Raw genomic sequence first — 17,534 nt, 5'->3', positions numbered from 1 at the left:
GCACCGGAATGCAGTCAACCGATCGATTCATGATGCTTGCTAAAACAGGAAGGAGTGCAAAGCATGAACTCAAGTGAATTGGTTCTTTACTTCGACGGGCGGTGTCCGTTTTGCGTCGCGGAAATTCGGCGTCTCGGGGCCCGCGACGCGCGGCATCAACTGGCGTTCGTCGATATCGCCAGGCCGGGCTTCGACCCGGCGCCGCTGGGCGTCGACCTGCACGCGCTGAATCGCGAGCTGCATGCGCGCCTGCCTGACGGACGCATGCTGACCGGCGTCGACAGCATCCTGGCCGCCCATGCGCTGGCCGGGCGTCGCTGGCTCGTCTGGCTGCTGCGCGTGCCGGCGCTGCGCGCTGCGCTTGCGCCGCTGTATCGCCGCTTCGCGCGCAACCGGCACGCTGTTTCGCGCTGGCTCGGGTATCGCGCCGAAGCGTGCTGCGACGACGCAGTGTGCGGTACCGGCGAGCCCGCCGAAAGCCGGGAAGCAGGCCACCCTGCGCGCGACACCCTGCGCCGCATCGTCGTGAACTGGATGGTGGCGGTAGCGATCGTGCACCTGCTGGCCGGCGCAGTCGTGCCGTGGGTGGCCGGTACGCCGTGGCTCGACGCGTATCACCGGGGGATCGAACTGCATTTCCGGGCGGGAGCGGCCCCCGAAGCCGCGCGTGCCCAGCAGATCTGGTGGATGTCGCTGATCGGCGCGACGGTGCAGTGCGCGTCGGTCTGGATGCTCGCGCTCGTCCATCTCGGCAACCGGTTGCGGAAACGGGAAGTGTGGGGCTGGCTGCTGGCCGGCCTGTCGATCTGGGCGCCGCAGGACATGCTGTTGTCGTGGCGGGCGCATGTGTGGGGCCACGTGGCGATCGACGTTGCCGCGCTCGTCGCGATGGTGCCGCCGCTTGTCTGGCTGTGGAGGAGAGATACGGTATGAACACCTTGCCTGCTTTCGACTGGGCGCTCAACCTGCTGATCGTGCAGGGCGCGATGGGCGCATTCGATACGCTTTATCACCATGAACTCACGCAGGACCTGCCGCACAGCCCGCGCGCGCGGCTCGAGCTGGCGATTCACGCGGTGCGGTCGGTACTGTACGGCCTCGTGTTCGCATCGATCGCGAACGTCGCGTTTCACGGCGCGTGGGTTGCGGCGCTCGCGGCGGTCGTGCTCGTCGAAGTGGTGCTGACGTTGTGGGATTTCGTCGTCGAGGACCAAAGCCGCAAGCTGCCGGCGACCGAGCGCGTGCTGCACACGCTGCTGGCCGTCAACGGCGGCGCGCTGTTCGGGATGATCGCGATGCAACTGGCCGTTTGGGCGCACGAACCCACCGCGCTGCAGCCGATCGATCTCGGCTGGCGCGGCTGGCTGCTCAGCCTGTTTGCCGTCGGCGTGACGGTGTCGGGCAGCCGCGACGGGATCGCCGCGTGCCGCATCGCGCACCGCGCGCCGGCCGCCAACCCGTTCGCGGGGCAGCCGCCCGGCAACGTGCTCGCGACCGGCGGGACCGGCTTCATCGGCGAAACGCTCGTGAACCAGCTGCTCGATGCGGGGCATACCGTCACGTTGCTGGCGCGCGATCCGCTGCGCGCGGCCTACCTGTTTCACGGCCGCGTGCGCAGCGTGACGTCCGCCGAACAGCTGCAGCCGCACGAGCGTTTCGACACGGTCATCAATCTCGCGGGCGCACCGGTGCTGGGCGCACGCTGGAGCAAGCGCCGGCAGGCGGTGCTGCTCGCGAGCCGCGTCGGCGTCACGCGGTCGCTGATGCGCTGGGTCGAGCGCGCCGAGGTCAAGCCGCGCACGTGGATCCAGGCGTCCGCGATCGGTTATTACGGCGTGCGGCCGGGCGACGAACGGCTCGACGAAGGCAGCGGCGCCGGCACGGGCTTCATGTCGGATCTGTGCCGGCAGTGGGAGCAGGCCGCGCAGCCGCTCGAGCGTCACGGCGTGCGCACGGTGGTGCTGCGGCTGGGCATCGTGTTCGGCCCCGGCGGCGCGTTGCGACCGATGCTGCTGCCGCACTACTTCGGGATGGGCGGGCGATTCGGCGACGGCGCGCAGGTGATGAGCTGGATTCACCGCGACGACGTGCTGCGGATCGTTGCGCGTGCGATGTCGAACGCGGGCATGCACGGCGTCTACAATGCGGTCGCACCGGTGCCGGTGACCCAGCGCGAGTTCGTGCAGGTCGTGACGAAGGTGCTGCGCCGCCCCGCGATGCTGCATGTGCCGGGGGCGCCGCTGCGCGTCGCGATGGGCGAGATGGCCGAGCTGCTGCTGGACGGGCAGCGCGTGATGCCGGCACGGCTGCATCAGGACGGCTTCATGTTCCGCTTTCCAACGGTCGAGCACGCGCTGCGCGATCTGACGAACCGGCCGCACACCGATTTCGCACACACGGCCTGCCGTTTGCCGCGAGGTCGTGTATAAATTCGGCGTGAACGCGTTCGGGGCGTGTCGTACGCCCCGAATGCTCCGCATCCGACCTCACAAGGAGACTGCATGCTGCACATCCTCGGCAAGATCCCGTCCATCAACGTCCGCAAGGTGCTGTGGCTGTGCACCGAACTGAACCTGCCGTTCGAACAGGAAGACTGGGGCGCGGGCTTCCGCACGACCAACGTTCCGGCCTATCTCGCGCTGAATCCGAACGCGCTCGTGCCCGTCATCAAGGACGACGACTTCGTGCTCTGGGAATCGAACACGATCATCCGTTACCTCGCGAACCGCTACGGCGGCGACGCGCTGTATCCGGCCGAGCCGCAGGCGCGCGCGCGGGTCGACCAGTGGATCGACTGGCAGGGTGCGGACCTGAACCGCTCGTGGGTCGGCGCGTTTCTCGGCCTCGTGCGCAAATCGCCCGATCACCAGCATCCGGACGGCATCGCGCAGTCGATCGCGGGCTGGACGAAGCACATGCACGTGCTGAATGCGCAGCTCGAAAAGACGGGCGCGTACGTGGCCGGCAACACCTTCACGCTCGCGGACATTCCGATCGGCCTGTCGGTCAACCGCTGGTTCGGCACGCCGTTCGAGCATCCGGATCTGCCGGCCGTGTCGCGCTACATCGAACGTCTGGCGACGCGCGAAGGTTTCAAGCAATACGCGGGCAGCGCGAATCCGTAATGCAAGGCAGGTAGCGCGTGAAGCGGCAGTGTTGCAATCGCTGCCGCCTTACGCCTGATTCATCGGCTCATGCACCCGGCGCCGGCACCGCATCGAGCACGCGCGCGAGAAACGCCTCGTGATTCCACGCGGATTCCGGCCGCGACAGCCCGAGCCGCACGACCACCAGCTGACGGCTCGGCACCACGCTCACGAACTGACCTTCATGGCCGACCGCATGAAACGCGTCGGCCGGCATCGCGGGCGCCTGCGGATCGCGATCGTTGAACGGCTCCGGCACCTTGACCCATAGCTGCGCGCCGAACTCCTGCCGCGCCGACTGCGGCGTCGCGCGCGTCAGGTAGCGCACCCAGCCTTCGGGCAGCAGCCGCTGCCCGTTCCACATCCCGTCCTGCAGCAGAAGCTGGCCGAAGCGCGCCCAGTCGCGCGCGTTCGCATACAGGTACGACGGCGCGACGAGCGTGCCGGACGCATCGGGCTCGAACACCGCGCTGCGCATCCCGAGCGGCGCGAACAGCGCGCGGCGCGGATACGCGAGGTAGTCGTTCTCGCTGCCGCCGAGCGCTTCGCGCATCACGCGCGCGACGATCGCGCTCGTGCCGCTCGAGTAGTACCACTGCGTGCCGGGCGTCGCGATGAGCGGTTTCGCCGACGCGAACCGTGCCATGTCGGGCTGCGTGAACAGCATCACGGCGACGTCGGACAGCGGGTCGTCGTAGTCCTCGTTGAACTGCAGGCCGCTCGTCATCCGCAGCAGCGCGTCGAGCGTGATGGCCGCACGCGGATCGCCGGCGCCGCGCCATTCGGGCAGCAGCGCCGCCGCGTCGGGCGACAGCTTGTGCTGAGCGACGAGCGTGCCGACCAGCGCGGCCGTCACGGTCTTCGTCATCGACCAGCCGGGCAAAGGCGTGTCGGCCGTGAAGCCGGGCGCGTAGCGTTCGGCGATCACCTGGCCGCGCCACATCACGACGATCGCACGCGTGCGCCGCGGCCGTGCCGGATCGGGTTCGTCGAATGCGCGGTCGAGCGCGGTCTGCAGCTTGTGCGCGTCGATGCCGGCAGGCGGGGTGACTGATGCAGGCTGGCCGGGCGGCGGATCGGGAAGCGGCGGCAGCGCGGCGGGCAGGGCGGTCGACGTCGCGCCGGGCGACGCCCCGGGCACGAGCGTGCAGCCGAGCCCGGGCCGGAAGTCGGCTTCGCGCTCGGCGAAACCGGCGAAGGTCGCCGTCGCGCGGTGGTGATCGGGATCGATCGACGGGCGCACCAGTTTCAGCAGCGGATGGACGCCGGCCATGATGTCGACGTCGATCACGGACGCGGCCGGGCGGCCCGACACGAACACGCCGGAGCACAGCGCCTTCGCCGCGTAGCCGGTCGCGATCGGCGCGAGCCGGGACAACATGTAGCCGGCATAGCCGACCGCGGCGGCGAGCGCGAGCGCGACACCGCGCAGCATCAGCTTCTTGAAGGGAATCGTCATGCGCGAGCGTCCTCGGTTGTCTGCAGGCAGGCCAGGAACCGGCAGTGTCGCAGGTTCGGGCGAGCGGTGGCAATGGCGGGGCGGGCGACGCCGGACGGCGTCGGTCGGGCGTATGTTGCCCGGCGTGTGCGAATCGGTTGTGTCGGTCGTAGCGGGGGCGAACGGGCCGCGCGCGGCCCGTTCAGGTCACGCGTCACTGCATGTTGCTGTCCGGACGCAGCGTCCAGACCGTCGCGGTGTTCGTGTTGTCGTCGACGGCCGCGAACTGCGGCTGGCCTTTGCTGCCTTGCCCGAACGCCAGGCCGAATGCCGACCCCGGCGCGGTATCGACCTGCATTTGCGCGATGAAGCGGCCGTTGACCGTGAATTCGACGATCTCGCTCGGATGCAGCGGGTCGGGATTGACCGCGTCGCCGTTGGCGGTCACGAGATGGCCGTTCGGCGCGAGCGCCAGCGCGAGCGGCCCGTGCAGGTGCGCCGCGTCGAAGTAGATCATCCGTCCGACGCCGCCGTTACGGTTCGTCGACGCGGCGTTCTGGATCGCGAACACCGCGTTGTCGCCGGTGGACGCGACATACAGCACGTCGATGTTCGGGTCGTACGCGAGACCGGTCGGGCCGACGACGAGCGCACTGGGATCGGTCCGGTTCACATAGCCCGACGCGATGATGCGCGAGCTCGGCAGCATCGCGACGCCGTCGTTGCCGATCGACAGGTCGATCCGCGCGACCGTTCCGTTCAGCACGTTCGACACGAACGCCGTGACGCGCTGGCCGCGATCGATCACGGTCATGTCCCACGGCCCGTCGAGCAGCGCGGCGCTGACGAGTTGCGTGACGAGGCCGCCTTGCGGATTGATGACGAGCAGCGAGCCCGGCGCGACCACGGTCTTGCCGTCTGGCGCCGGGACGTTGCCGACCAGCACGAAACCGCTGCGCAGCACCGCGAGCGCGGTCGTCAGGCCGAGATTGCGGCCCTGGAAGAACGTCGCCGGCGGTTGGCCGGGCGACAGTTTCACGATTGTCGTGCCGGTGCCTTGCGCGTTCGACGCCGCGTTGAAGTTGGACACGACGACGTCGCCCGGTTTCAGCGTGCTCCACGACGGCACGCCACGCGGCACGAACGCGATGCCGTACGGATTGACGTCGCCGTTGGCGGGCACGGTCGATGCGGTGACCGATGAAATCGGCAGGATGACGTCGTCGCCGGCCCACGCGAAAGCCGACGACAACGCGATGAGCCCGGCGCCGCAAGCTGCCCGGCATAGCGTGCGCGCCATCGTGCGACAGGCGTGCGCGAAGCGCGGCGGATGAGCGGTGAAGACGGTCGGGGCGGGCGAACGACAGGAGGGAAGAGGGTCCATGGCATGACTCCGGTTGATGATCGCGATCAGTCATCCCGGCTGCCGGCCTGCGCAGCCGACGGGTGTCCGGTGCGGGTTCGCCGGCTTGCCGCGCGAACCCGCACTCGAAATAAACGGATGGCGACGGCCGGATATTCCATCCGGCAACACACGTCGAAGGCGAGCCGCCGTTCATTGTTCGCCGCGCTGGCGCCAAGGCCTGACAAGTTGAAATCCGGCCCGCCATCGGTCGATAATCGTCCGGCATTGCTCTCGCGGTCCCACTGTTCAACCGATATCGGAAAACGCCATGTCCTACGACAACAACAACCCGTTCGCGAAAATCCTGCGCGGCGAACTGCCGTGCGTGAAGGTCGCCGAAGACGACGCGACGCTCGCGATCATGGATCTCATGCCGCAGGCCGACGGTCACGTGCTCGTGATCCCGAAGGAGCCGGCCGCGCAGATCTTCGAGCTGTCCGGCGACGCGGCCGCGGCCGGCATCCGCATGACGCAGCGCGTCGCGGCGGCGGTGCGCGCGGCGCTCGAGCCGGACGGCGTGTTCATCGGCCAGTTCAACGGCGCAGCGGCCGGCCAGACGGTTCCGCGCGTGCACTTCCACGTGATCCCGCGCTGGGAAGGCGCCGAGTTGCGGATGCATGCGCGTGAGATCGCCGACGCGGCGACGCTCGAAACGCTCGCGCAGCGCATTCGCGCCCGTTTCGTGTAACGGGACGATTGCGGGCGGCGCGGCAACGGCCCGCCGGCCGGCCGCCGCGCCGCCACCGGTTGTTTCAGCGGTCATGCGAGGTAACACGTGTAACGGCTGGCGAAACTCGGCCGGCCAGGCCCGGCGCTAGACTCCGCGCATTGCATCATCGAGCGACAGGAAGGGCGGATCGCCTCTTCGTGCCGGCCACCGCCTGGTGCGGCGGCGCGGCCTTCGCGAGGTGCCATTTGTCTTTCGCGCCGGGAACCGAGCCATGTCCAGACTTCTCATCACGCTTGCCCTGATCGGCGGCCTGTCCGGCTGCTACGTCGCGCCGCCGTACGGCTACGCGCCCGCGCCGGCCTACTACGGCTATGCGCCCGCGTACTACGCGCCGCCCGTCAGCGTCGGGATCGGCGGCAACATCCGCATCCGCTGATCCGGCACCGCGCGCGAGCCCCGGCCGCCCCGGCCTGGTTCGCCGCCTTTCGCCGGACGATTCGCGCGGATTCGCGCACCGCATGACGGCGGCGCACGGCGTTTCGTGTGCGCGCTTCCTATACTTCACAGGAAAGCGCATCCCCACGAGGCCGTCATGACAGTCACCCGCAAGGTCGCAGTCCTGTCGGGCGTCTCCACGCTCGTCTATCTCGGGCTCGCCGTACTCGGCAGCGGTGGGTTCGCGGTGTTTTTCTCGCATCCCCAGCTGACCGTCGTCGTGATCGCGACGCTCGTGATGGCCGTCGCCGCGCTGTTCACCGAAGGCAACCTGAGCAGCGGCGAGCGCGAGAATCGCGACAACCGCTGGGTGCTCGCCGCATTCGCGGTGAGCGGGTTCCTGCTCGCGTACCTGCCTGCGCTGACCGACCGGCTCGATGTCTGGACCTTCGGCGGCGACACGGTGCGCTGGATCGGCGTCGTGCTGTACATCGCGGGCGGCGCGCTGCGGATCTGGCCGGTGTTCGTGCTCGGCAAGCGCTTCAGCGGGCTCGTCGCGATCCAGCCGGGCCATACGCTCGTGACCGACGGCATCTACCGCCGCATCCGCAATCCGAGCTACCTTGGCCTGCTCGTCAATTCGGTCGGCTGGGCGCTGGCGTTCCGCTCGGGCGTTGGCGTGCTGCTGGTCGTGCTGATGCTGGTGCCGCTCGTCGCGCGCATCCGCTCGGAGGAGGCGCTGCTGCGTTCGCAATTCGGCGCCGAATACGACGCGTATTGCGCGCGGACGTGGCGGTTGCTGCCCGGCCTGTACTGACCCCGTCAATCTTCCCCCGACCGTCGCCCGGCCGCCCGCTCACGACGCGTGCCCGATGTGTTGCCACGTGTGTCTCAAACGTGCGGCGCCGCGCATGGCCGGCCGGTCGCCGTGCGCGGCCGGACCCTTGCCGGAGCCAATGCCGGCGCGGGTTTCAGCCGATTTCGGGATGCCCGTTCGACCGCCTTTATTCGTAAACAACTTGTTACCAGAATGTCCACGGCAAGGAAGCGGGACCGGTGCTATTCTTCGCCGCAAGCTCATTGAAATGAATTGGTCCGCGGTCCGGCACAATGCCTCACCCGACGTCGATCGATTCAGATCGTCGTACCGGGCGGACCTTCAATAACCAGATTGCGAACAAGGAAGAATACGGGAATGTGGAAGAAAATCGCCCCCGCTCTCGTCGTCGCCGCGCTGACCGGCGCGACTGCGCTGCCGGCTCTGGCAGGTGACATGAACAATGCGCTTGGCGGCGCGCTCGGCGGGGTAGCCGGCGCAGCAGTCGGCGGCGCGCTCGGCGGCAGCACGGGCTCGGTAATCGGCGGCGCCATCGGCGGCGGCGCGGGTGGAGCGGTGACGTCGAACCGTCACGAGCGCACCGGCGCGATCATCGGCGGCGCACTCGGCGGCGGCGCAGGTACCGCGGCAGGCAACGCGATGGGCGGCCGCACGGGCGGCCTGCTGGGCGCGGCAGTCGGCGGCGGCGCCGGCGCGGCACTCGGCGGCAACATGTCGCGCAACTCGTACGAGCGCGATCACGGCGACCGCGGCTATCGCCACCGCAAGCATCGTCATCACCGCGACTGGGACTGATCGCCGCTGGCGCGGCACGGTGCGCGCCATGCGCACCGGCGCGCCACGGCGTCGGCACCCGACGCGAGATTCGGCCCGGCGGCCTGCCGGGCCGTCATCGCCGGCCTGACCGGCGACCCCTCCGGCTTCATCAGCCGCTGCCATGCGCCCGATCCAGGGGCAGGCAACAACCCTCCCGCCCTGTTTCCCCGTTTCCCGACGACTTGGCCTGCCACGCTTGAACGCGCCGGCACGGTGTCAGCACGCGTCATCACGGATCGTTCGTCGGCCCGTGCCGGCCTGACGACCGCGACACAGCGATCCGCTGCCGCGAGCCCGTCGCCTTTCCGTCGATTCGCATGACCGGACGGGTTGCGGCCCATCCGCCGCAGTCAGGATTTCCCTGATAGCCAGCACGCCGCGCAACGCCCCTTCACCGCGCGTCGCGGGCGCCGGCGGGTAGTGGAAAATCGAATGGATATCATCGCAACATTTAATTGGTCGATCGTGATCGACTTCGCTATCGTCAACGATGCCCGCGTACGGAGTCGACCGTGCCGCCCGCCGCGCCTCGCCGCATGATCGCGAGCGCCGCGGCCCGGCCACCGGACCCAGCAACCTGGGCCGCCGCGTCCGATCAACCGGACGGACCCGACGCGAAGCCTGGCCGACCGAACGAAGGCGCATGCGCTTTCAAGCCACCCCGGCAACGATGTCCCGCCGCCGCATGCGTGCCCCACGCGCGTGCGAACCGCCCGATGCCGTTTGCGCCAGGGGCCGGACCAACCCATTGCCTGGATGCAATATGTCTAAGACAACGTATTACGCGCCGCATGGCGGCCACCCGCCGCAGACGGATCTGCTGACCGATCGCGCGATGTTCACCGAGGCGTACGCGGTGATCCCGAAGGGTGTGATGCGCGACATCGTCACGAGCTGGCTGCCGTTCTGGACGAACACGCGCCTGTGGGTGATCGCCCGCCCGCTGTCGGGTTTCGCGGAAACCTTCTCGCAGTACATCGTCGAAGTGAATCCGGGCGGCGGCAGCGACAAGCCCGAGCAGGACAAGAACGCCGAAGCCGTGCTGTTCGTCGTCGAAGGCGAAGCCGAGCTGACGCTGCAGGGCAACAAGCACACGCTGAAGCCGGGCGGCTACGCATTCATTCCGCCGGGCGCGGACTGGACGCTGCACAACGTCAGCGATGCCGCGGTGCGCTTCCACTGGGTGCGCAAGCACTACCAGGCCGTCGACGGCATTCCGCTGCCGGAAGCGTTCGTGACCAACGAGCAGGACGTCGAGCCGATCCCGATGCCGGGCACCAACGGCGCATGGGTCACGACGCGCTTCGTCGACATGAGCGACATGCGCCACGACATGCACGTGAACATCGTGACGTTCGAGCCGGGCGGCGTGATCCCGTTCGCGGAAACGCACGTGATGGAGCACGGCCTGTACGTGCTGGAAGGCAAGGCCGTCTATCGCCTGAACCAGGACTGGGTCGAGGTCGAAGCGGGCGATTTCATGTGGCTGCGCGCGTTCTGCCCGCAGGCATGCTACTCGGGTGGCCCTGGCCGCTTCCGCTACCTGCTGTACAAAGACGTGAACCGTCACATGAACCTGTTGCTGAACCCGGCGCGCTGAGCGCCGCGCAAGTCGGACACGAAAGCCCGCCGGTGCATGCCGGCGGGCTTTTTTCATGGGCGATGCGTTTCGCTACAGGCCGAGTGCCGCCGCGGCCAGCGTCGCGACTTGCAGCCGCGTATCGGGCAGCAGGCCGTCTTCCATCAACCACACGGCCGACAAACCGGACCACGCGAGAATCCACTGCAGCAGCCGGCGCCGGTCGAGCTGTGCGGCATCGGCCACGAGCGCGACGCGCCGCCCGAAACGCGCGGGATCGACCGCGATGTCGTGCACGGGATTGCAGAACAGGTTTGCGTAGTCGAACGTGCGCTCGCCGCGTAGCCCTTTCGGGTCGATCGCGAGCCAGCCGCGATCGCCGAAATGCAGGAGGTTGCCGTGATGGATGTCGCCATGCAGGACGACGTCATCGACGGGCGAGGCGGCTTCGGCCAGCAACTGGCGCGCGATTGCGGCCGAGCGGCGCAGCACGTTATGGTCCGCGTCATTCGTCAGCAGGGCACGGAACCAGTCATGAAGCGGCACGATCTGCGCAGGCGGCTGCGGCGCACGATGCGCGTGCAGCCGCGCGACGACGCCGCACGCGATGCGCATCGTGTCGTCGTCGTGGCCCGATGCCGACAACGCGGCCAGCGACGGTGCCGGCTGCGCACGTTCGAGCAGGATCGCATCGACGTCGTGCTGCCACACCTGTGCGGCGCCTTGCCCGTTCCACCAGGCCATCAGTGCATTGCCGCGCCGTTCTTCGTCGCACGTGGCGACTTTCAGCATCGCGGGCCGCGCATGCCACACGACGGGTAACAGGCCGCCGCTGGCGGTCAGGATCGGGCCGCCGTCGGGAGCGAGGCCCCACAGGTCGAGGTATCGATCGAACATCCCGCGATGGTACAAGCGAACCGGATCGCGTGCCGTGTGCTCCGCCGCGACGACATGCCGCAGGCCCGCGCATGCGGCGCGAACGGCCCCCGGCGCGCTTTCCTAAATAAAATTTAGCCAGCCAAACTTTGGCTAAAGAATGTTCCGGTTTCGGGCTATCCCTTCGACAATGCGCGCCTTCCGTGACCGGTCGGCGCCCATCTTGCGCCGGCCGGCGCGGGCACTGAAGAAGGAGCCCGACATGACCGACCACATCGCCAATCCGCCACCGCAACCCGCGCCGCCGCCGCGCCGCCGCCGCGTGTGGCGCACGCTCGCGGGCGCGCTGCTGGGCCTGACGCTCGCGTGCGCCGGCATCGGCGCATGGACGATCGATCGCATCTGGACGCAACTGCCGTCCGTCGAACACCTGGCCGTCTATCGTCCCGCGCTGCCGCTGCGGATTTTCTCGCGCGACGGCGACCTGCTTGCCGAATACGGCGTCGAGCGGCGCGAGTTCGTGCCGCTCGAACGCATCCCGCCGCTGATGCGGCACGCGCTGCTCGCGGCCGAGGATGCGAAGTTCTACGAGCACGGCGCGGTCGATATCGGCGGCCTCGCGCGCGCGACGTTCGCGAACGTCGTGACCGGGCAGCCGGGGCAGGGCGGCAGCACGATCACGATGCAGGTCGCGCGCAACTTCTACCTGACGCGCGACAAGGTGCTGAGCCGCAAGCTTGCCGAGATCCTGATGGCCGCCAAGCTCGAACGCGAATACAGCAAGGACAAGCTGCTCGAGCTGTACATGAACGAGATCTACCTGGGCGAGCGCGCGTACGGCTTCGCGGCCGCCGCGAACGTGTATTTCGGCAAGCCGCTCGACGCGCTGAGCGCGGGTGAAGCGGCGGTGCTCGCGGGGCTGCCGAAGGCGCCGTCCGCGTTCAACCCGGTCGTGAATCCGTCGCGCGCGACCGCGCGGCGCAACTACGTGCTCGGCCGCATGCACGCGCTGGGCCAGCTCGATGACGCGACCTATCGCGCGGCCGTCGACGCGCCGATCGCGCTGGTGACCACGCCGCCGCCCGGGATCGTCGCGGCGCCGTACGTCGCCGAGCGCGCACGCCGGATGATGGTCGAGCGGTTTCATGACGACGCGTACACGCTCGGCCTCGACGTGACGACGACGATCTCGATGCGCGACCAGCGCGCGGCCGAAGCCTCGCTCGACCGGACGCTGAGCCGGCAGCCGCGCGCGAAGCGCGATGCGCGCAACGGGCTCGAAGGCGCGCTCGTGTCGCTCGATGCGGCCACCGGCGACATGCTCGCGCTCGTCGGCGGCGCGGATTTCAATCGCAACGTGTTCGACCATGCGCTGCAGGCGTATCGCCAGCCGGGGTCGAGCTTCAAGCCGTTCGTCTATTCGGCGGCGCTGGAGAAGGGCTACTTCCCCGGCGTGCTCGTCGACGATACGCAGCGCACGCTCACGCACGAGGAAACCGGCGCGCGGCCGTGGCGTCCGCGCAATTTCGGCAATCGTTACGAGGGCTTCATTCCGGTGCGGCGCGGGCTCGTGCGCTCGAAGAACCTGGTCGCGGTCAGCCTGATGCAGGCCACCGACGCCCGCTACGTGCAGCAGCACGCGGTGCATTTCGGCTTCGACGCGCAGCGCAATCCGGCGTCGCTGCCGCTGGCACTCGGCGCGGGCGCCGTGACGCCGCTCGAACTCGCGAGCGCCTACAGCGTGTTCGCGAACGGCGGCACGCGGATGGAGCCGCGGCTGATCCTGTCGGTGAAGCAGCGTCACGGCGGCGCGATGTACGAGGCGACCGCACCGTCGGGCGAGCGGGTCGTGTCGGCGCGCAATGCGTTCGTGATGGACAGCATGCTGCGCGACGTCGTGCGGGCCGGCACCGCGCGCGGCGCGCTCGCGCTGCGCCGCGACGACGCGGCCGGCAAGACGGGGACGTCGAACGGATCGAAGGACGTGTGGTTCGCCGGCTACTCGTCGGGCATCGTCGCGGTCGCGTGGCTCGGCTACGACACGCCGCGCCCGATGGGGCGCGCAACCGGCGCGACGCTGGCGCTGCCGGTCTGGCTCGACTACATGAAGACGGCCGTGGACGGGCGCACGCCGGTCGATGCGACGCCACCGCAGGACGTCGCGCTCGTCGACGGCGATTTCGTCTACGCCGAATACACGCGCGGCACGTGCACGTCCGACGTGCCGGCCTATATCCGCAGCCGCTTTGCGTGCGGCGGTGCGCTGGCAACCGATGCGCCGGATGCGCAGGCCGACCGCGGCCGGCGCGACGAACCGATGCCTGCCGCGGTCGATGCGGCCGAGCGCGAACGCGTGCTCGACCTGTTCCGGACCGACGACTGACGCACACCATGCATACGCTTTATCTGATTGCGATCGTCGCGGAAGCGATGTCGGGGGCGCTGATGGGCATGCGCCGCGGAATGGACCGCTTCGGGCTCGCGCTCGTCGGCGCGGTGACGGCGCTCGGCGGCGGCACCGTGCGCGACGTGCTGCTCGGCCACTATCCGCTCGGCTGGATCGCGCATCCGGAATACCTGGTGATCACGCTGGTCGCGGCGACCGTCGCGTCGTGGGCGGCACGGCACGTCGCGCGGATGAAAACGCTGTTCGTCACCGTCGATGCGATCGGCCTCGCGGCATTCACGATCATCGGCTGCGACATCGGTGCGTCGACCGGCATCGCGCCGATCATCGTCGTGCTGGCCGGCGCGATCACGGGCGTCGGCGGCGGGATGCTGCGCGACCTGCTGTGCAACGAGATGCCGCTGATCCTGCGCGAGGAGCTCTATGCGAGTGTCGCGTTCGTCACGGGCACGCTGTATGTCGGGATGCAGCATCTGGGCATCGACGCGGGTTTCGCGACGATCGTCGCACTGGCCGCCGGTTTCTCGATGCGGATGCTCGCGGTGCAGCTGGGCTGGAAGATGCGGACCTTCGGCGCGGCGGACGTCGAGCATTGAGCGCGCGCGGCCACGCGCGCCGCGCCGGCGTTCAGTCCGGCTGCATCACCTGAAAGACGTTTCCTTCCGGATCGATGCCGTCGTACATCGCGTACGGGAAGCCGTCGAAGCGCTTGAGATCGCGCACGGTCACCCCGTCGCGGGCGAGCCGGTCGCGATGCGCGTCGATACCGGCGTCGATCCTGAAGACGAGTTTCACGTTGCTGGTGTCCGCTTTTGCGCTTGCAGGCGCAGGCGCCGTCGCATGGCGGAACGCCGGGCCGGCCAGATGCAGCGCGAGTTCAATCGCGCCCGCGTCGAGCACGACCCATTCGCCGTCGATTTCCTCGATGACGGGTAACTCGAAATACCGCTGGTAGAACGTTTTCAGCAGCGTGACGTTCTGGACATACAGGATGATGCGGGTCATCGGAAGCGGCATGGGCGTCTCCTCGAAGGGGCAGTGTGGACGATCTCAAATGACAGTCGCGGACGATGGCGGCGCATCGCGCCGGGTAACGATCCCGCGCTACGCGGGCACCATCACCGGCGGCGCACCGTCGCCGGTTTCCACCATCTTCACCGCGAATCCATAGCATTGCGCGATATGCGCAGGCGTCATCACGTCGTGCGGCGTGCCATGCGCGACGATCGTGCCGTCGGCGAGCATCGCGATCGTATCGGCGTGCCGTGCGGCGAGGTTCGGATCGTGGACGATCGCCAGCACGCCGAGCTGCCATTCGCGCGCGACCGCGCGCACGGTGTCGAGCAGGCGATGCTGGTGCGCGAGGTCGAGCGCGGCGGTCGGTTCGTCGAGCAACAGGTAGCGCGGGCCGCGTTCCGGCGCGTCGTCGTCCGGCCACAGCTGCGCGAGCACGCGAGCGAATTGCACGCGTGCGAGTTCGCCGCCGGACAGCGTCGTGACGTCGCGGCCGACGAGCGCATCGGCGCCCGCGCGTTCGAGCGCATGCCACGCAATGTCGCGATCGCGGTGCGACGTCGCACCGCTGCGCCGCGCGTGCGGATAGCGGCCGAGCAGCACGATTTCGTCGACGCTGAACGGGAAGGCCGGCTGCGCGGCCTGCGGCAGCACCGCGCGCAGACACGCGAGCCGCGGTGCGTCGATGCGTGCGAGCGGTTCGCCGTTCAGCGTGACGTCGCCCGTCACGCGTACGCCGTTCGGCGCGACGCTGCCGGTCAGTTCGCCGGCAAAGGTCTTCAGCAGCGTGCTCTTGCCCGCGCCGTTGCGGCCGAGCAGCGCGGTCACGCGGCCGGGTTCGATCGACAGCGACAGGTCGCGCAGGATCGCGTTGTGGCGGCGCGCGACGTCGAGATGGTGGACAGTCAGCATGATCGTCGTGAATAAAGGATTACCCGCCGAGCGCGCCGCGGTTCTTCCACAGCAGCGCGAGGAAGAACGGCGCGCCGAGCAGCGCGGTCAGCACGCCAAGCGGAATCTCGGCCGGAGCGGCGACGGTGCGTGCGGCGAGATCGGCGGCGAGCGTCAGCAACGCGCCGAGCAGTGCGGCGCCGGGCAGCACGATGCGCTGGTCGGGGCCGCACGCGAGGCGCACGCAATGCGGTGCGACGAGCCCGATGAAGCCGATGATGCCCGCGCATGACACCAGTGCGCCGACGGCAAGCGCGACCGCCACGAGCACGCGCCGCTTCAGCCGCTGCACCGGCACACCGAGATGCAGCGCTTCAGTTTCGCCGAGCTGCAACGCGTTCAGCGCGTCGCGTTCGCGCGCGAGCAGCACGCAGCCGATCGCGACGCACGGCGCCACGGCCGCCAGCGCGGACCATTGCGCGCCGCCGAGGCTGCCGAGGCTCCAGAAGGTCAGCGAGCGCAGTTGCGCGTCGTCGGCGACGAACGTGAGCAGCCCGATCGCCGCGCCGACCAGCGCATTGATCGCGATGCCGGCGAGCAGCAGCAGCGGCAGCGCGAGCCGGCCGCGCGACGCGGCCAGCCGGTAGACGAGCGCCGCGACCGCGAGCGCGCCTGCGAAGGCGGCGACGGGCAGCGCGGCTGCGCTCGCGTGCGCGGCAAAGAGTGCGGGACCGAGCACGATCATCGTCGTCGCGCCGAGTGCGGCGCCGCTCGACACGCCGACGAGCCCCGGATCGGCGAGCGGATTGCGGAACAGCGCCTGCATCGCGGCGCCGGTTGCACCGAAGCCGCCGCCGACCAGCAGCGCGAGCACGACGCGCGGCGCGCGGATGTCGAACAGCACCGCGCGTGCCTGCTGCGCGGCGGCATCGCCGGTCAGCGCGGCCCAGGCTTCCGCGAGTGGAATGCGGTACGCGCCGACACACAGCGCGACGATGGACATCGCGCACACGAGCACGGCGAGCGCGGCCAGCGCGAACGGCGCGAAGCGGCGCGACGTGCCGACGCGCGCGGCGCCGGAGCGCGAAGCGGGCGACGGCGCGGGGAAGGGCGAAGCGTGAGCGGGCATCGAGGCAATCCGGAATCAGGCGAGCGCATCCGACAGGCGCCGGTGCAGGGTCGTGACGGCAAGCGGCAGGCGCGGGCCGAAGCCGAGCAGGAACAGCGCGTCGAGCGATACGACGCGCTGTGCGCGGCCGGCCGGCGTCGCGCCGAAGCCGGGCGTTGCCAGCAGCGCGGCGCGGCCGCCAACGGCCGCGAGCCCTTCGTCGGAGATCAGCACGACGTCGGGTGCGGCAACCGCGAGCGCCTCGGTCGTCAGCGGCTTGTAGTGATCGAAGCCCTGCATCGCGTTGCGCGCGCCCGCGTAGCGGATCATCGCGTCGGCAGCCGTGCGCTGGCCGGCGACGAGCGCCTGGTTGCCGGTATGGTTCAGCACGAACAGCACGCGCGGCGGTTGCGCGCCGCCGGGCACGCGCGCGGCGACCGCGTCACGCGCGGCCTGCCAGTCGCGATCGAAGCGTTGCAGCAGCGCGGTGCCGGCGTCGCGGACGTCGAGCGCCTGCGCGATGCCGGCGATCTTCGCGCGCACCGATTCGACGTCGTGGCGTTCGTCGAACGTCGTCACCGTGACGCCCGCGCTTTTCACCTGCGCGATCGCGGCGGGCGGGCCGGCTTCCGCCGATGCCAGGACGAGATCGGGCCGCAGCGACAACAGCCCCTCGGCCGACAGCGCGCGCTGGTAGCCGACCTTCGGCAGGCGTTTCGCGGCGTCCGGATACGTGCAGGTCGTGTCGGCGCCGACGAGCCGGTAGCGCGGCGTCTCGGCGCCGCCGAGCGCGAACGCGGTTTCCGCGAGTGCGCCGCCGATCACGACCACGCGCTTCGGGGTGGCCGCCGCAACTTGCGCGAGCGCGCTGCCGGGCAGCGCGCCCGCGAGCGCACCGGCCGCCGCGCTTG

17 protein-coding genes are annotated in these 17,534 nt (G+C 69.5%); 10 read left to right on the top strand and 7 right to left on the bottom strand.

Features of this window, described 5'->3' with window-relative positions:
- The first annotated feature begins 63 nt into the window (after nt 1–63).
- The 3 genes from BLA15945_RS04465 to BLA15945_RS04455 all read left to right on the top strand — a co-directional run bounded on the left by BLA15945_RS04465 (nt 64) and on the right by BLA15945_RS04455 (nt 3,125).
- Complete coding sequence (locus tag BLA15945_RS04465; protein WP_174991601.1) at nt 64–933, top strand: thiol-disulfide oxidoreductase DCC family protein; 870 nt, start codon at nt 64–66, stop codon at nt 931–933.
- Nucleotides 930–2,429, top strand: a complete 1,500-nt coding sequence (locus BLA15945_RS04460) for a TIGR01777 family oxidoreductase (RefSeq protein ID WP_174991600.1) — start codon at nt 930–932, stop codon at nt 2,427–2,429. The genes BLA15945_RS04465 and BLA15945_RS04460 overlap by 4 nt, the downstream gene beginning before the upstream one ends.
- Before the next feature lie 72 nt (nt 2,430–2,501).
- Entirely contained in the window at nt 2,502–3,125 is a 624-nt protein-coding gene (locus BLA15945_RS04455) for a glutathione S-transferase family protein (protein ID WP_174991599.1), read from the top strand.
- 67 nt (nt 3,126–3,192) lie between these two features.
- Here the strand turns inward: BLA15945_RS04455 and BLA15945_RS04450 are convergent, their stop codons facing one another.
- A complete protein-coding gene (locus BLA15945_RS04450) occupies nt 3,193–4,605 on the bottom strand; it encodes a serine hydrolase domain-containing protein (protein WP_174991598.1) in 1,413 nt (470 codons plus the stop codon).
- A gap of 193 nt (nt 4,606–4,798) precedes the next feature.
- The gene (locus BLA15945_RS04445; RefSeq protein ID WP_174991597.1) at nt 4,799–5,968 is read right to left on the bottom strand and encodes a YncE family protein; all 1,170 of its coding nucleotides are present in this window, start codon (nt 5,966–5,968) and stop codon (nt 4,799–4,801) included.
- A gap of 289 nt (nt 5,969–6,257) precedes the next feature.
- Between BLA15945_RS04445 and BLA15945_RS04440 the strand changes: the two genes are divergently transcribed.
- The 5 genes from BLA15945_RS04440 to BLA15945_RS04420 all read left to right on the top strand — a co-directional run bounded on the left by BLA15945_RS04440 (nt 6,258) and on the right by BLA15945_RS04420 (nt 10,348).
- A complete protein-coding gene (locus BLA15945_RS04440) occupies nt 6,258–6,677 on the top strand; it encodes an HIT family protein (protein ID WP_174991596.1) in 420 nt (139 codons plus the stop codon).
- A 253-nt stretch (nt 6,678–6,930) separates the two neighbouring features.
- Nucleotides 6,931–7,095 carry a hypothetical protein gene (locus tag BLA15945_RS04435; RefSeq protein WP_174991595.1) on the top strand — a complete coding sequence of 55 codons (165 nt, stop codon included), beginning with the start codon at nt 6,931–6,933 and terminating at the stop codon, nt 7,093–7,095.
- Nucleotides 7,096–7,251: 156 nt separating this feature from the next.
- Nucleotides 7,252–7,911 carry a methyltransferase family protein gene (locus BLA15945_RS04430; RefSeq protein WP_059238669.1) on the top strand — a complete coding sequence of 220 codons (660 nt, stop codon included), beginning with the start codon at nt 7,252–7,254 and terminating at the stop codon, nt 7,909–7,911.
- 378 nt (nt 7,912–8,289) lie between these two features.
- Complete coding sequence (locus tag BLA15945_RS04425) at nt 8,290–8,727, top strand: hypothetical protein (RefSeq protein ID WP_059238672.1); 438 nt, start codon at nt 8,290–8,292, stop codon at nt 8,725–8,727.
- A gap of 784 nt (nt 8,728–9,511) precedes the next feature.
- The gene (locus tag BLA15945_RS04420; protein WP_059238674.1) at nt 9,512–10,348 is read left to right on the top strand and encodes a bifunctional allantoicase/(S)-ureidoglycine aminohydrolase; all 837 of its coding nucleotides are present in this window, start codon (nt 9,512–9,514) and stop codon (nt 10,346–10,348) included.
- A gap of 72 nt (nt 10,349–10,420) precedes the next feature.
- On the opposite strand, the gene BLA15945_RS04415 is transcribed toward BLA15945_RS04420, so the two are convergent.
- A complete protein-coding gene (locus BLA15945_RS04415) occupies nt 10,421–11,224 on the bottom strand; it encodes an aminoglycoside phosphotransferase family protein (protein ID WP_174991594.1) in 804 nt (267 codons plus the stop codon).
- A 241-nt stretch (nt 11,225–11,465) separates the two neighbouring features.
- Here BLA15945_RS04415 and BLA15945_RS04410 point away from each other — a divergent pair, with 241 nt between their 5' ends.
- Both BLA15945_RS04410 and BLA15945_RS04405 read left to right on the top strand, forming a co-directional pair.
- Entirely contained in the window at nt 11,466–13,586 is a 2,121-nt protein-coding gene (locus BLA15945_RS04410; RefSeq protein WP_174991593.1) for a penicillin-binding protein 1A, read from the top strand.
- Between the two features lie 8 nt (nt 13,587–13,594).
- Complete coding sequence (locus BLA15945_RS04405) at nt 13,595–14,206, top strand: trimeric intracellular cation channel family protein (RefSeq protein WP_059238679.1); 612 nt, start codon at nt 13,595–13,597, stop codon at nt 14,204–14,206.
- A gap of 31 nt (nt 14,207–14,237) precedes the next feature.
- Here BLA15945_RS04405 and BLA15945_RS04400 read toward each other — a convergent pair whose 3' ends face one another.
- From BLA15945_RS04400 to BLA15945_RS04385, 4 genes are all read right to left on the bottom strand, one after another.
- On the bottom strand, nt 14,238–14,627 hold the full coding sequence (locus BLA15945_RS04400) for a VOC family protein (RefSeq protein WP_174991592.1): 390 nt from the start codon (nt 14,625–14,627) through the stop codon (nt 14,238–14,240).
- Nucleotides 14,628–14,714: 87 nt separating this feature from the next.
- A complete protein-coding gene (locus BLA15945_RS04395) occupies nt 14,715–15,536 on the bottom strand; it encodes a heme ABC transporter ATP-binding protein (protein ID WP_059238683.1) in 822 nt (273 codons plus the stop codon).
- Between the two features lie 19 nt (nt 15,537–15,555).
- Nucleotides 15,556–16,644 carry a FecCD family ABC transporter permease gene (locus BLA15945_RS04390; protein ID WP_174991591.1) on the bottom strand — a complete coding sequence of 363 codons (1,089 nt, stop codon included), beginning with the start codon at nt 16,642–16,644 and terminating at the stop codon, nt 15,556–15,558.
- A 15-nt stretch (nt 16,645–16,659) separates the two neighbouring features.
- A partial coding sequence (locus BLA15945_RS04385) for a heme/hemin ABC transporter substrate-binding protein (protein WP_407045087.1) occupies nt 16,660–17,534 on the bottom strand: 875 nt, incomplete at its 5' end.

The sequence above is a fragment of the Burkholderia arboris genome, from assembly GCF_902499125.1.
In the GTDB taxonomy this organism is placed as follows: Bacteria; Pseudomonadota; Gammaproteobacteria; order Burkholderiales; family Burkholderiaceae; genus Burkholderia; species Burkholderia arboris.
The sequence above is the reverse complement of the archived record's forward strand: the minus strand, read 5'-3'. Positions and strand labels throughout refer to the sequence as shown.

Coding starts and splice junctions, on each gene's coding strand:
- BLA15945_RS04465 (WP_174991601.1), top strand. CDS start 64: ATGAACTCAAGTGAATTGGTTCTTTACTTCGACGGGCGGTGTCCGTTT.
- BLA15945_RS04460 (WP_174991600.1), top strand. CDS start 930: ATGAACACCTTGCCTGCTTTCGACTGGGCGCTCAACCTGCTGATCGTG.
- BLA15945_RS04455 (WP_174991599.1), top strand. CDS start 2,502: ATGCTGCACATCCTCGGCAAGATCCCGTCCATCAACGTCCGCAAGGTG.
- BLA15945_RS04450 (WP_174991598.1), bottom strand. CDS start 4,605: ATGACGATTCCCTTCAAGAAGCTGATGCTGCGCGGTGTCGCGCTCGCG.
- BLA15945_RS04445 (WP_174991597.1), bottom strand. CDS start 5,968: ATGGACCCTCTTCCCTCCTGTCGTTCGCCCGCCCCGACCGTCTTCACC.
- BLA15945_RS04440 (WP_174991596.1), top strand. CDS start 6,258: ATGTCCTACGACAACAACAACCCGTTCGCGAAAATCCTGCGCGGCGAA.
- BLA15945_RS04435 (WP_174991595.1), top strand. CDS start 6,931: ATGTCCAGACTTCTCATCACGCTTGCCCTGATCGGCGGCCTGTCCGGC.
- BLA15945_RS04430 (WP_059238669.1), top strand. CDS start 7,252: ATGACAGTCACCCGCAAGGTCGCAGTCCTGTCGGGCGTCTCCACGCTC.
- BLA15945_RS04425 (WP_059238672.1), top strand. CDS start 8,290: ATGTGGAAGAAAATCGCCCCCGCTCTCGTCGTCGCCGCGCTGACCGGC.
- BLA15945_RS04420 (WP_059238674.1), top strand. CDS start 9,512: ATGTCTAAGACAACGTATTACGCGCCGCATGGCGGCCACCCGCCGCAG.
- BLA15945_RS04415 (WP_174991594.1), bottom strand. CDS start 11,224: ATGTTCGATCGATACCTCGACCTGTGGGGCCTCGCTCCCGACGGCGGC.
- BLA15945_RS04410 (WP_174991593.1), top strand. CDS start 11,466: ATGACCGACCACATCGCCAATCCGCCACCGCAACCCGCGCCGCCGCCG.
- BLA15945_RS04405 (WP_059238679.1), top strand. CDS start 13,595: ATGCATACGCTTTATCTGATTGCGATCGTCGCGGAAGCGATGTCGGGG.
- BLA15945_RS04400 (WP_174991592.1), bottom strand. CDS start 14,627: ATGCCGCTTCCGATGACCCGCATCATCCTGTATGTCCAGAACGTCACG.
- BLA15945_RS04395 (WP_059238683.1), bottom strand. CDS start 15,536: ATGCTGACTGTCCACCATCTCGACGTCGCGCGCCGCCACAACGCGATC.
- BLA15945_RS04390 (WP_174991591.1), bottom strand. CDS start 16,644: ATGCCCGCTCACGCTTCGCCCTTCCCCGCGCCGTCGCCCGCTTCGCGC.